Annotated in this window: 9 protein-coding genes; 2 read left to right on the forward strand and 7 right to left on the reverse strand. The window is 60.3% G+C overall.

The genetic code is table 11. The features are described from left to right. Window positions 1-69: 69 nt before the first annotated feature. Entirely contained in the window at window positions 70-636 is a 567-nt protein-coding gene (locus EL199_RS10815) for a GrpB family protein (RefSeq protein WP_040355461.1), read from the reverse strand. Between the two features lie 136 nt (window positions 637-772). Continuing rightward, entirely contained in the window at window positions 773-1,900 is a 1,128-nt protein-coding gene (gene carA / locus EL199_RS10820; RefSeq protein ID WP_004141413.1) for a glutamine-hydrolyzing carbamoyl-phosphate synthase small subunit, read from the reverse strand. A gap of 105 nt (window positions 1,901-2,005) precedes the next feature. On the opposite strand from carA, the gene EL199_RS10825 reads away from it, so the two are divergent. Then, complete coding sequence (locus tag EL199_RS10825) at window positions 2,006-3,586, forward strand: S41 family peptidase (protein WP_004141411.1); 1,581 nt, start codon at window positions 2,006-2,008, stop codon at window positions 3,584-3,586. A gap of 168 nt (window positions 3,587-3,754) precedes the next feature. Here EL199_RS10825 and EL199_RS10830 read toward each other — a convergent pair whose 3' ends face one another. Continuing rightward, window positions 3,755-4,489: an MIP/aquaporin family protein gene (locus EL199_RS10830; protein ID WP_004141409.1), complete on the reverse strand. Its 735-nt coding sequence runs from the start codon at window positions 4,487-4,489 to the stop codon at window positions 3,755-3,757. Between the two features lie 148 nt (window positions 4,490-4,637). Then, window positions 4,638-6,128 (reverse strand): glycerol kinase GlpK, encoded by a 1,491-nt coding sequence (gene glpK / locus EL199_RS10835; RefSeq protein ID WP_004141407.1) that lies wholly within the window; start codon window positions 6,126-6,128, stop codon window positions 4,638-4,640. 220 nt (window positions 6,129-6,348) lie between these two features. Between glpK and uvrB the strand changes: the two genes are divergently transcribed. Then, window positions 6,349-8,349 (forward strand): excinuclease ABC subunit UvrB, encoded by a 2,001-nt coding sequence (gene uvrB, locus EL199_RS10840; protein ID WP_048716926.1) that lies wholly within the window; start codon window positions 6,349-6,351, stop codon window positions 8,347-8,349. A 299-nt stretch (window positions 8,350-8,648) separates the two neighbouring features. Here uvrB and EL199_RS10845 read toward each other — a convergent pair whose 3' ends face one another. From EL199_RS10845 to gatB, 3 genes are all read right to left on the reverse strand, one after another. After that, window positions 8,649-10,124 (reverse strand): DASS family sodium-coupled anion symporter, encoded by a 1,476-nt coding sequence (locus tag EL199_RS10845; RefSeq protein WP_004141400.1) that lies wholly within the window; start codon window positions 10,122-10,124, stop codon window positions 8,649-8,651. Between the two features lie 453 nt (window positions 10,125-10,577). Next, entirely contained in the window at window positions 10,578-12,401 is a 1,824-nt protein-coding gene (typA, locus tag EL199_RS10850; protein ID WP_004141397.1) for a translational GTPase TypA, read from the reverse strand. Window positions 12,402-12,488: 87 nt separating this feature from the next. Further along, window positions 12,489-13,919: an Asp-tRNA(Asn)/Glu-tRNA(Gln) amidotransferase subunit GatB gene (gene gatB, locus EL199_RS10855; protein WP_004141395.1), complete on the reverse strand. Its 1,431-nt coding sequence runs from the start codon at window positions 13,917-13,919 to the stop codon at window positions 12,489-12,491. Window positions 13,920-13,959: the final 40 nt, after the last annotated feature.

A 13,959-nucleotide genomic window follows, 5' to 3' on the forward strand; every position in this document is an offset into this window, starting at 1 on the left:
TTTTCACACCCCCTCCCCGGGCTCCCCCGCTTCGCAGGGGAGGGAGATTTAAATTGTCAAAACGCCCTCCTAAGGCAAGCGGCATTGGTTTTCTGCTTTGGCGCGTGCGGTTATCTCGCGGATAAAGTCGCCTTTGGCAGCGGTATAGCCGTCCCGGTCGTGTTCGTAGCGCTTCAACAGGGAAAGTTTCAGCGCTTCGTATTGTTTGGCTATATCGGGATGCGCTTGCAGGTAGTCGCGGAATTCGTATTCGTCATGATCATCGGGCAAGCGCAAATGGATATGGAAAACGCGTTCGGCAAACCCTTGCGGGGTGTAGCCTTTGTTAAGTGAAATGCGGTTTGCGCTCGCCGACATTTGCAGATAACCGTGTGCGGTGAGAATGGTCGCGGCATTTTGCAATGCCGTTTTATCCGCCACTTCTATCAGAATGTCGATAATGGGTTTCGCCCAAATGCCGGGAATAGCGGTACTACCGATATGGGCGATGGCATGGATATGGTCATGCAGTAAATTTTGTAATTGCCGGGCTTCTACGGCATACCAGTCGCGCCATTCGTCGCGGTGCGGGGTGAGCTGGATGGGAAAGAGCTGCCACAGTTCTTGCAGGCTCATTTCCGTGAGGGGTTTGGTCATGGTTGGTTTTTTAAGTTTCGCTGCTGCGTCAATGAAAATAAAGCCGTCAGCCGCCCTACCCTGCACCGCATGCGTCCTAGGCGCCTTATGCGCTAAAGGTGCGCCGAGACGCACCTATGGCTGAACGGAGCGGGGTTTATGCCTTTTGCGCCCGCATCGCTGCGACGAATTGGCCAAAAAGCACTTCGGCATCATGCGGGCCGGGGCTGGCTTCCGGGTGCCCCTGGAAGGCGAAAACGGGGCGGTCGGTGAAGGCAAGGCCTTGCAGCGAGCCGTCAAAAAGCGAGCGGTGGGTGGCGCGCACGTTTTCCGGCAGGGTCGCCTCATCGACAGCAAAGCCGTGGTTCTGCGAGGTAATCATGACGCGCCCTGTCGCCAGGTCCTGCACCGGATGGTTGGCGCCGTGGTGGCCGAATTTCATTTTCACGGTCTTCGCGCCGCAGGCAAGGCCGAGCAGCTGGTGGCCGAGGCAGATGCCGAAGACCGGGATTTTGCGCGCCAGAAATTCGCGGATGGTGGCAATGGCGCCGGTCATCGGCTCAGGGTCGCCGGGGCCGTTGGAGAGGAAGATGCCGTCCGGCGCAAGCGCAAGCGCTTCTTCGGCGCTGGTCGCCGCCGGTACGAGGGTGACGCGGCAGCCGCTGGCGACGAGCAGGCGCAGGATGTTCGCCTTGATGCCGTAGTCGTAGGCGACGACGTGACAGGCGCCGTCCGCTTGTTCCGGGTAGCAGTCGCGGGCGGCGTCCCAGACGCTTTCCGTCCACGCTTGCGCGCTCTTGATGCCGATGCCGCTCGCCAGGTCTTGCCCGCTCATCGAGGGATGGGCGCGGGCGGCGGCGATGGCGGCGACTTCGTCAATCTCGCCCGCCATCAGGCAGGCGTTTTGTGCGCCGTGCGTGCGCAGACGGCGGGTGATTTCGCGGGTATCGACGTCGGCGATACCGATGATGCCGTGCGCGCGTAGGTAATCCGAAAGCGAGCCGCTGGCGCGCCAGGAGCTGTAAGTCGCGGGCGCGTCGCGCACCACCAGTCCCGCCGCTTGCAGCGCGCCGGATTCGACGTCCAGCGCGTTCACGCCGGTGTTGCCGATGTGCGGGTAGGTCAGGGTGACGATTTGTCCGGCATAGGAAGGGTCGGTGAGGATTTCCTGATAGCCGGTCATGGCGGTGTTGAAGACGAGTTCGCCGCAGCGGCTGCCGTCGGCGCCAATGGCGCGTCCGCGGAAGACGCTGCCGTCGGCAAGGGCGAGTATGGCGTTTTGCATGTGTGTATCCCGTAATGGCGCTGAAATCGCGCGCATTATAGCGAAGTGGCAAGAAAGCGGGTTTGGCGATATTCTTATGCGCTCATTCGCCCCATTGGATTACTCATGAAATTCCGCCACCTCCCGCTCCTTGCGGCCATTTTCTCCACCCTGATTTACGCCCAAACCGCCACCCCGCCCGCCAATCCCCCCGCCAACCTCGATCTCACCCTGACCTCGCTCGACAAGGAAAACGCCAGCGACGACATCCCCTTTGAGGCGCTCAAGACCTTCGTGGACGTCTTCGACACGGTGAAAAGCAACTACATCGAAACGGTGAGCAACGAAGTGCTGATGGAAAACGCCATTCGCGGCATGCTCGCCCGCCTCGACCCGCATTCCGCCTACATGAACGAAAAGGAATACCAAGAATTTGAGCAAAAAAGCGACGGCCAGTACGCGGGCATCGGCGTCGTGCTGGATATCAAGGCCGGATCGATGCGCGTCGTCTCCGCCATAGAAGGCTCGCCTGCCGCGCGCGCCGGTATCCAGAGCGGCGATATCATCGCCCAGGTGAACGGACAGAACGTCTCCGACCTCACCCTCGGCGAAACCGCGCGCCTGCTCGAAGGCGAGGCGGGTACGGAAGTGAAGCTCGTCGTGCAGCGCGGCGACGGCATCACCGAATACAACCTGCTGCGCGAAATCATCGCCACCAGCAGCGTCAGCTCGCGCATGCTCGGCGACGAATACGCCTACCTGCGCATCAGCCAGTTCCAGGACGACACCACCGACGCCCTCGAAAAAGAAGTCGCCGCGCTGCGCGTCAAACACACCCTGCGCGGCGCGGTCATCGACCTGCGCAACAACCCCGGCGGCTACCTTGACAGCGCGGTCGCCACCGCCGACCTCTTTTTAAGCAGCGGCCCCATCCTCTACGTGCGCGGCCGCGACCCCGACCAGGAAGAACAATACATCGCCAGCGACGGCGACATCCTGAGCGGCCTGCCCATCGTCGTCCTCGTAGATGAAGGCTCGGCATCGGGCGCGGAAATCGTCGCCGGCGCGCTGCAAGACCAGCGGCGCGCGGTCATCGTTGGCCAGCCGACCTTCGGCAAAGGCAGCGTGCAGACCGTCATCCCGCTCTATCACGGCGGCGCGGTCAAACTCACCACCGCGCAGTACTACACGCCGTCGGGCAACTCCATCCAGGCCAAAGGCATCGTGCCGCAAGTGCTGCTCACCCCGCTGCGCGTGCAGCAGGATGAAACCGCCGCCATCAACGAACGCGAAAGCGCCCTGCCCTACCACCTCGCCAACCCCACCAACCAGACCGCGCAAAATCCGGCGCAGCCGCCACAAAGCCCGGACCTTGCCAAACAGGACTTCGCCCTCTATGAAGCGCTCAACATCCTGAAAACCATGGCTATCCTGCAGGCAAGCATCGCTCCGGAAACCCAGTTGCCGGAATCGTCCGCCGCCGACGTGCCGCCGCCGACCACCATCACCACCGAAAAAGAAGCGGCGAACCAGACCACGGGCGACAAAACCGCGACGCCTGCCAACGCCAAAGCGGCGACCAGCCCCGCCGCCGAAAGCAAGCCCAACCCCAACGCCACCATCAAACCCGCCACGCCACCCGCTCCGGCGGCAAAAGAAGACAAAGCCAATGCGAACGTCCCGCCCGGCATCAAACCGGCGAAGTGAGCGGTAAGCCATCGCATATAGCGATACACCGAAAGCCTCAGACAAGGCGCGTCGCTGAAGACAGTACGCGGTTGTACGGCGAAGCAACGCAACACCGTATGAGGCTTTCGGGGGATTGCTATAAAAAACCGCCCCGAGGGGCGGCTTTTTATTTCAGGATAAACGCGATTAAGCCAGCGCGTTGTACAGCCAGGCGGCAAGCGCGCCACCGGCGAGCGGGCCGAGAACCGGTACCCAGCTGTATGCCCAATCCGGGTCGGTGCGCAGCGGCAGTAATGAGAGGACGAAGCGCGGGCCGAGGTCCCGTGCCGGGTTGATGGCGTAACCGGTAGTCGCGCCAAGGCTCAAGCCAATCGCCCAGACGAGGATGGCAACCGGCAGTGCGCCGACGGAGCCGAGGCCGACCGGAGTGGCGCTCGCTTCGCCCGGCAGGGTCAGGCTGCCGCCGCTGATGTAGAAGATAACGAAGACGAGGACGAAGGTGCCGATCAGCTCGTTCAGGAAGTTGATCGGGTAGTTGCGGATGGCGGGGTAGGTGCAGAAGCAGGCGCGTTTGGCGTCTTCGTCGAGCGTGACCGCGAAGTGGTCAATGAAGAACAGCCAGACGAGGAAGGCGCCGATAATCGCGCCGATGAATTGCGCGCCGATGTAGGTCGGCACCATGCTCCACGGGGTAGCGCCCTTGATGGCGAGCCCCAGGGTGACGGCCGGGTTCAGGTGCGCGCCGCTGATAGGACCTGCGACGACGACGCCGACGTACACGGCGAACGCCCAGGCGGTGGCTATCACCATCCAGCCGGCGGGGCCGGATTTGGTGTCTTTCAGGCAGCAGCTGGCGACCACGCCGTTACCGAGCAAGACAAGCAGGGCGGTGCCGATGAGTTCTGCGGTTAATACATTCATGTTTTTTCCTTGGTTTTGATTGCAGGAAGGATGCGCCGATTTGCCGATTTCGCCGCCAGACGGCTTTTCACCCTCTCCCCCGCCTTGCGGGAGAGGGGCTGCTTTTCCGCGCCACAGGCAGAAATCGCTCCATCATGCGCGGGCGGGATTATGCCTCAATCCAGTGGCGCGCGGCGTTTACCGCCTTGTGCCAGTAGTGCAGCATTTCTTTGACACGCTCCGGCGGCAGCTGCGGCGTGAAGGTTTTGTCGATTTTCCACTGCTTGCGGATGCTGTCGATGTCTTCCCAGTAGCCGGTAGCGAGGCCGGCGAGATAGGCCGCGCCGAGTGCGGTGGTTTCGACGGTTTTCGGGCGGACGATATCAAAGCCGAAGATGTCTGCCTGCGTTTGCATGAGGTAATCGCTCATGCTCGCGCCGCCATCCACGCGCAGTTCGCGCGTTTGCGCACCGGCGTCGGCTTCCATCGCTTTCACGATGTCATAGACCTGGAAGGCGATACCTTCCAGCGTGGCGCGGGCAAGGTGGCCGTCGGTGGTGCCGCGGGTGATGCCAAAGAAGGCGCCGCGCGCGTAAGAATCCCAGTAAGGCGCGCCGAGGCCGGTCAGCGCCGGGACGAAATAAACACCACCGTTATCCTCAACCGTCGCAGCGAGGGTGTTGATGTCGGCCGAGGTGCGGATAATGCGCGCACCGTCACGCAGCCATTGCACCGCTGCGCCGCCAACGAAAACCCCGCCTTCCAGCGCGTAAGTCGTCTTGCCACCGACCTTCCAGGCGATGGTGGTGAGCAGATTGTTCTTGCTCGTCACCGCTTCATCGCCGGTATTCATCAACAAGAAACAGCCGGTGCCGTAAGTATTTTTCAGCATGCCCTTCTCGGTGCAAAGCTGGCCGAACAGCGCCGCCTGCTGGTCGCCCGCGATGCCGGCAATCGGCACCGGATGCTCCAGATAGCGCGTGGAAACCGTGCCATAAACCTCGCTACTGGCGCGCACCTCCGGCAACATGCTGCGCGGAATATCAAACAGCGCCAGGAGTTCATCATCCCAGTCCAGCGTGTGGATGTTGTAGAGCATGGTGCGGCTGGCATTGCTGGGGTCGGTGACAAACACCTCGCCCTTGGTCAAATTCCAGATGAGCCAGGTATCAATCGTGCCGAAGCAGAGCTCGCCGCGCTCCGCCCGCTTGCGCGCATTCTCGACATTATCGAGAATCCACTTGACCTTGGTCGCGGAAAAATAAGCGTCAATAATGAGCCCGGTCTTGCCGCGAATCCAGTCGCGCTTGTCGTGCAGACTGTCGCAATACTTGGCGGTGCGGCGGTCTTGCCAGACGATGGCATTGCACACCGGCTCGCCGGTGGCGCGGTCCCAGACGACGGTGGTCTCGCGCTGGTTGGTCACGCCGATAGCGGCGATATCCTTCGCTTCCAGCCCGGACTTGGCAAGCGCTTCGGTGAGTACCGCAATCTGCGAGCCCCAAATCTCCTTCGCATCGTGCTCGACCCAACCCGGCGTCGGAAAATGCTGGGTAAACGGCTTTTGGGCAACACTGATCGTCTCGCCGTGGCGATTGAAAATAATCGCGCGCGAGGACGTCGTGCCCTGGTCAAGCGACATGATGAACTGATTTTGCATAAGCAATCCTCGTCTGAAAAACAGAAAACGTCGAAAAACTGCAAAAGATTGAAAGTTTTTCAACAATCGGAAACATAAAATTTTTATCTAACCCGCGCAAGAGTAAACACCGCGAGCCGCGCTATCCCGTTGAAAAGAAGAAAACTAAAAATAGTATAGCGTCCAGTTTTCCACATCCTCGCCTTATAATGCCCCGCACCGCAACCAGTCAGGACACCCCATGAGCGACCGCTTCCAGCTTGTCAGCAACTACCAGCCCTCCGGCGACCAGCCGACCGCCATCGCGCAACTGCTCGAAGGCCTCGAGGACGGCCTGGCCAAACAAACCCTGCTTGGCGTCACCGGCTCCGGCAAAACCTTCACCATGGCGAACATCATCGCCCGCGCGCAGCGCCCGGCGCTCATCCTCGCGCCGAACAAAACCCTGGCCGCGCAGCTCTACGGCGAAATGCGCGAATTCTTCCCGCACAACGCCGTCGAATACTTCGTCTCCTACTACGACTACTACCAGCCGGAAGCCTACGTCCCCGCCTCCGACACCTTCATCGAAAAAGACGCCTCCATCAACGAACACATCGAACAAATGCGCCTCTCCGCCACCAAGGCCATCCTGGAGCGGCGCGACACCATCGTCGTCGCCTCCGTCTCCAGCATCTACGGCTTGGGCGACCCCAGCCAGTACCGGCAAATGCGCCTGCACCTCTCGCGCGGCGAAACCATCGACCCGCATGACGTCTTCTCGCATCTCGCCGAACTGCAATACACCCGCAACGACATCCAGCTCCTGCGCGGTACCTTCCGCGTCAAGGGCGACGTCATCGACATCATGCCCGCCGAATCGGACTGGTATGCGGTGCGCCTTGAACTCTTTGACGACACCATCGAAAACATCCGCTACTTCGACCCGCTCACCGGCGAAATGCACGAAGCCGTGCCACGCATCACCATCTACCCGAAAACCCACTACGCCACGCCGCGCGCGACCGTCTTAAACACCATAGAACAAATCAAGGCCGAACTGCGCGAGCGCGTCGCCGCCCTGACCGCACAAAACAAACTGGTGGAAGCGCAGCGCCTCGAACAACGCACCCGCTTCGACCTCGAAATGATGGTAGAGCTCGGCTACTGCTCTGGCATCGAAAACTACTCGCGCTACCTCTCCGGGCGCGAGGCGGGCGAACCGCCGCCGACCCTGCACGACTACCTGCCGCCGGACGCGCTACTGATGATAGACGAAAGCCACGTCACCATCCCGCAGCTAAACGGCATGTATAGAGGCGACCGCTCGCGCAAAGAAACGCTCGTTGATTACGGCTTCCGCCTGCCGTCGGCGCTGGATAACCGCCCGCTCAGATTCGAAGAATTCGAAGCACTCGCCCCGCAAACCATCTACATCTCCGCCACTCCCGGCGACTACGAACGCGAGCACAGCGGCCAGACCGTCGAACAAGTCGTGCGCCCGACCGGCCTGCTCGACCCCGAAGTCGAAATCCGCCCGGTGGACAGCCAGGTGGAAGACATCCTCGGCGAAATCCGCGAGCGCGTCGCCGCCGACGAGCGCGTCCTCATCACCACGCTCACCAAAAAAATGGCGGAAGACCTCACCGACTACCTGATGGAACACGACGTGCGCGTGCGCTACATCCACTCGGACGTCGGCACCGTCGAGCGCATGGAAATCATCCGCGACCTGCGCCTTGGCACCTTTGACGTCCTGGTCGGCATCAACCTGCTGCGCGAAGGATTGGACATGCCGGAAGTCTCGCTGGTTGCCATCTTCGACGCCGACAAAGAAGGCTTCCTCAGAGGCGAACGCGCCCTCATCCAGACCATCGGCCGCGCCGCGCGCAACGCCCGTGGCAAAGCCATCCTCTACGCGGCGCACATCACCCGCTCGATGCAAGCAGCGATGGACGAGACCGCGCGCCGCCGCGAAAAACAACAACAATACAACGAAGCGCACGGCATCACCCCGCAGACCATCCGCAAAAAAATCACCGATGTCATGGAAGGCGCGCACGTCGCCATCAAGGCGAAAAAAGCGCACCGCGAACGCGAGCGCGAAGAAATGCCGGCAGACCCGAAAGCGGCGGCGAAACTCATCAAACAGCTGGAAAAACAAATGTTGGAGCACGCGAAAAACCTCGAATTCGAGGCCGCCGCCGCCCTGCGCGACCGCATCAAGCATATTGAGCAGAGCGCCTATATCGACAATGCCTGAACATATTAACCATCCGCTTGGGGCGTGTTTACAACTGGTCGTAACACGATAATTTCATCCGTAGGTTGGGTTAGCGGGGTACGCGCGTGACCCAACCCACAAAGCCTCACGGCTAGCCCCGAAAGCCTCATACGGTGTTGCGCCGTCTCGCCGTACAACCGCTTACTGTCTTCGACCGCGCGCCTTGTCTGAGGCTTTCGGTGTATCGCTATATAACCCGCCGCCCGTTTGCAGCGCGGGTTTGCGTGACCACACGCACAAAAAAGCCGGGACAATCCCGGCTTTTTCGCATCCTACCATCAGTAATAGCCCATAACCTTCCACCAGACGAGGCCGACGGCGATCCACACGGTGAAATTGACGATGCTGGTGACAAAGCCCGCCTTCCACCATTCGCCGAGGGTGGCGTAGTTGGAGCTGAAGATGACTGGCGCGGTACCGGTGGCATAGTGGGTCAGGCTCATCATCAGGTTGCCAGCGGCGGCGAGAATGAGGCCAAAGAGCAGCGGCGGCGCGCCGAGGGCGATGCCCGCACCATAGAAAGCGACGAGCATGGCGGAGATGTGCGCGGTGGTGCTGGCGAAGAAGTAATGCGCGTAGAGGTAGATGAGCGCGAGCAGAATCATCGCGGTGTAGCCGCCAAGGCCAAGGGTGGCGATGCCTCCCTGGATCTGATTGGCGAAGTAGCCGATGACGCCGAGCTTGTTGAGAAATTCGGCCATCATCACCAGCGCGCCGAACCAGATGAGCGTATCCCACGAGCTTTTTTCACTGGTGACGTCGCCCCAGTCGAGCACGCCGCTGATGAGGAGGATGGCGACGCCGAGGAAGGCAGTGCTGGTCGGGTTCAGTTTCAACGCTGCCACACCGCTGAGGCGGAAGGGAATATCCGCCCAGAGTGCGAGCAGGAGGATGAAGACGCCGATCATCCACCATTCATCGCGCCGCACCTTGCCGAGTGCAGCAAGTTTTTCGCGGGCGAAGCGGGCCGCGTCCGGCGTTTCCTTGATTTCCGGCGGAAAGAAAAGGTAGAGCAGCAGCGGCATCAGCAGGATGCAGGCCATGCCGGGGATGAACATGGCAACCGCCCAGGTGGTCCAGTCCATGTGGAAATGGGTACCCATGACGTCATTGATGGCGCTGACCACCAGCGGGTTCGGCGCAGTGGCGGTGATAAACATCCCGGAGGTAATGGGGTTGGAGTTGAAGTTCACCAGCGCGAGATAGCGGCCGATTTTGCCCTGCGTGCCTTTTTCTGGCGTGGAATCGAAGGCGGTGGCGATGGACTTCATGATGGGGTGGATGATGCCGCCGCCGCGCGCGGTGTTGGAGGGGGTTATTGGTGCTAGCACCGTTTCGGAAAGTGCGAGGGCGTAGGCGATACCAAGGGTGCGTTTGCCAAAGAGGGCGATGAAGTAATAGCCGATGCGCTCGCCAAGACCGGTCTTAATAACGCCACGCGCAATCAGGATGGAGATGACGATCAGCCAGATGAGCGGGTTGGAGAAGGACGATAGCGCATCCTTGATCGCTTGGTTGGCGGGTTTGGCGGCGTCTGGAGCGACAGTCACGCCGGTAATGGCGACTAGCGCCACGGCGATGATGGAAACCGCGCCAAGCGGCAGCGCCTTGCCGATAATAGCGGCGATGGTGCCGACGAACAACGCCAGCAGATGCCAGCCACCGGGATCAATGCCTTCCGGTACTGGCACAGCGAACCAGATAATGAGGGTGAGGGCGATCGCGGTCAGGGACGGGACGGGTTTGACAGCCATGGTGATTCTCCGGTAGATGAAGAAAACGCATCATAGCAGCTTGTCCAAGGGGGAGGTAAGCGCCGCTCCCGCCGCTTTTGTCATCGCCCTGAACTGTTACCAGGGTGACCGTTACTGGCATTACCGCGCCGCCCACCAAAGCATTAAGCGCATCCGGCATCATTTTTTCGCAAACAATTTGAGGCAGTACACCCCCATTTGCCGACGGGTAGGCGGCCGCCGTCGTGCAAGAAGCGGAAGACGAATGGACAATCTGCCTCATCGGCCATGGTGGTGTAGCCATGCTCAAACCGGAACGCTCCGGCGTCTTAATGGGGCGCACTTACGCGCATCGGTACCGCAAACAGATCATCCAGGCAACGAAATTGGCTATATGGGCTGGGATGACACCGTAATGCCCTCCCCTATACCTAAAATGGCGGGATTGCCCGCCATTGTCGTTTTCTGTTTTCGTTATTTTTTCGCTCGCTTGCGCTCGTTTTCCGTCAGGTATTTTTTGCGGATACGGATGGATTTGGGCGTGACTTCGACCAGTTCGTCGTCGTCAATGAATTCCAGCGCCTGCTCCAGGGTGTTGCGAATCGGCGGGGTGAGGATGAGGTTTTCGTCACTGCCTGCGGCGCGGATGTTGGTCAGCTGTTTGGCTTTGAGCGGGTTGACGGTGAGGTCGTTGTCGCGGCTGTGGATGCCAATGACCATGCCTTCGTATACTTCGTCGCCGTGGCCGATAAAGAGGCGGCCGCGGTCTTGCAGGTTAAAGAGCGCGTAGGCGAGCGCCTTGCCGGTTGCCATCGAGACGAGAACGCCGTTGTGCCGCGTTTTGCCGAGGCCGTCTTTTTTCGGGCCGTAGTGGTCGAAGGTCTGGAATTTGAGGCCACTGCCGGAGGTGAGCGTCATGAATTCAGTTTGGAAGCCGATGAGGCCGCGCGTCGGGATGAGGTATTCGAGGCGGATGCGGCCTTTGCCGTCCGGCACCATGTTGCGCAGTTCGCCTTTGCGCTCGCCCATGCGCTCCATCACCGCCCCTTGGTGTTGTTCGTCCAGATCCAGGACGACGAGTTCGTAGGGTTCATGCGTTTCGCCATCGACTTCTTTGTAGATGACTTCGGGGCGCGAGACGCCCAGTTCGTAGCCTTCGCGCCGCATGGTTTCGATGAGGACAGAGAGGTGCAGTTCGCCGCGGCCGCTGACTTTGAATTTGTCCGGGTCGTCCATTTCTTCGACGCGCAACGCGACGTTGTGGATGAGTTCGCGGTCAAGGCGCTCCTTGATTTGGCGGCTGGTGACGTATTTGCCTTCGCGTCCGGCAAAGGGCGAGTTGTTTACCTGGAAGGTCATGCTCATCGTCGGCTCATCAACGGAGAGGCTTGGCAGCGCTTCGACGTGGTTCGGGTCGCAGAGGGTGTCGGAGATGTAGAGCGGGTCAATGCCGGTGAAGGAGATGATGTCGCCGGCGGCAGCGTTATCGACTTCGACTTTTTCCAGACCAAGGAATTTGAAGATTTGCAGGACGCGACCGCTGCGCACCGCGCCGTCACGGCCGATGATTTTTACCGGGGTGTTGCTGCTGATGCTGCCGCGTTCGATACGGCCGATGCCGATGACACCGGTGTAGCTGGAGTAGTCCAGCGAGGAGATTTGCATGCGGAAGGGCGCGTCGCGGTTCACACTCGGCGGCGGTACGTGCGCCACGATGGCTTCAAAGAGCGGGGTCATGTCGCCCGTGCGGATGTCGGGGTTGTCGCCGGCGTAGCCGTTCAGGCCGGAGGCGTAAACGATGGGGAAATCGAGCTGTTCGTCGGTGGCGCCGAGGCGGTCAAAGAGGTCAAAGGTTTCGTTCAGTACCCAGTCGGCACGCGCGCCGGGGCGGTCGATTTTGTTGATGACGACGATGGGATGCAGTCCCATGTCGAAGGCTTTTTGGGTGACGAAGCGGGTTTGTGGCATCGGGCCGTCCATGGCGTCCACCAGCAGGAGAACGCTGTCAACCATGGAGAGAACGCGCTCGACTTCGCCGCCGAAGTCGGCGTGTCCGGGGGTATCAACGATGTTGATTTGGTAGTCTTTCCAGCGGATGGCGGTGTTTTTCGCCATGATAGTGATGCCGCGTTCGCGTTCGAGGTCCATGGAGTCCATCATGCGTTCGTACACTTCGGCGCGCTCGGCGAGGGTGTCGGATTGGCGGAAGAGTTGGTCAACCAGGGTGGTTTTGCCATGGTCTACGTGGGCGACGATGGCGATGTTGCGGATTTTTTTGACGTCGTGGATATCTGTCACGGTTCACCTTGTTGTGTTCTGTTTTTTGGGCATAAAGAACGCCGCATGGCGCGGCGTGGTATGGCGCGAATTATACGCGCGCGCAGCTTATTGGGCGAGTTTTTCTTGCAAAAGCGCGTTCACCGTTTTCGGGTTGGCCTGGCCTTGCGAACGCTTCAGCACCTGGCCGGTGAGGAAGCCGAGCATTTTCGTCTGCCCGTCGCGGTAGGCGGCGACTTGCTGCGGATGGGCGGCAATAACTTCATCCACCCAGGCGGCAATTTGGCTGTCATCGTTCACTTGTTGCAAGCCTTGCGCAGCGATGAGCGCGTCGGCCGTTTCCGTGCTTTCCCACAGTTGCGGCAGCAGTTTTTTGCCAGCGGCGGCGGAGATGGTGTTGTCCTTGATGCGCAATAGCAGCCCGGCAAAACGCTCGGCGGACAGCGGGATGTCCTGCACGTTGCCGCCGAACTCGTTGTAAAGGCGGGCGAATTCGCCTTGCAGCCAGTTCGCTGCCAGTTTTCCGTCGCCACAGGCAGCGGTCAGCGCGTCGTAATAGTCTGCCATTTCGCGCGTTTGCAGGATGAATTGCGTCGCCTCCGCATCCAGCCCATAGCTTTCCTGATAGCGGGTGGCGCGCGCCTGCGGCAGCTCCGGCAGGGTTTGACGGATTTCCGCAATCCACTCCGGCGCGAGATCAAGCGGCAGCAGGTCAGGGTCGGGAAAATAGCGATAATCGTTGGCCTCTTCCTTGCTGCGCATGGTGCGTGTTTCCATGCGGTCGGGGTCAAAAAGGCGGGTTTCCTGCTCAACCGTGCCGCCGCTTTCCATGATGTCGCTCTGCCGCTCGATTTCGAGGTTGATGGCCTGCTCAACAAAGCGGAAGGAGTTGATGTTTTTCAGCTCAACCCGCGGATTCAGCCCATCGCTGCCCTGCTCGCGGATAGAAACGTTGGCATCGCAACGGAAGGAGCCTTCCTGCATATTACCGTCGCTGATGCCGAGATAACGCACCAAATGGTGTAGTTGCCGCATATAAGCAACCGCCTCGGCGGCAGAACGCAAATCCGGCTCGGAAACCAGCTCAATCAACGGCACGCCAGCGCGGTTCAAGTCAATGCCGGTACGGTCGGAAAACGCATCATGCACCGACTTGCCTGCGTCCTCTTCCAGCTGACCACGGTTAATGCGCACCTCACGCACACCCGCCGCTGTTTCCACGACAATTTTGCCGCCACGAATAATAGCATCATCCAGCTGGCTAATCTGATAACCCTTGGGCAGATCAGGATAAAAGTAGTTCTTGCGCATGAAGAAGGCGTGCGGATTAATCTCCGCGCCAATCGCCAGGCCAAACAGCGTTGCGAACCGTACCGCCTGCGCATTGAGCACCGGCAGCACCCCCGGATAGCCCAGATCAATTTCATTCACGTGGGCATTAGGCTCGGCACCGAAAGCCGCCGAAGATGACGAAAACAGCTTGCTCGCGGTCGCCAGCTGAATGTGCAGCTCCAGACCAATCACGGCTTCATAACGCATACGGGTATCCTCATAAAGAAAGCCCCACCAAGGTGGGGCA

Origin of the sequence: Cardiobacterium hominis (assembly GCF_900637305.1) — a bacterium.
GTDB classification, from domain to species: domain Bacteria; phylum Pseudomonadota; class Gammaproteobacteria; order Cardiobacteriales; family Cardiobacteriaceae; genus Cardiobacterium; species Cardiobacterium hominis.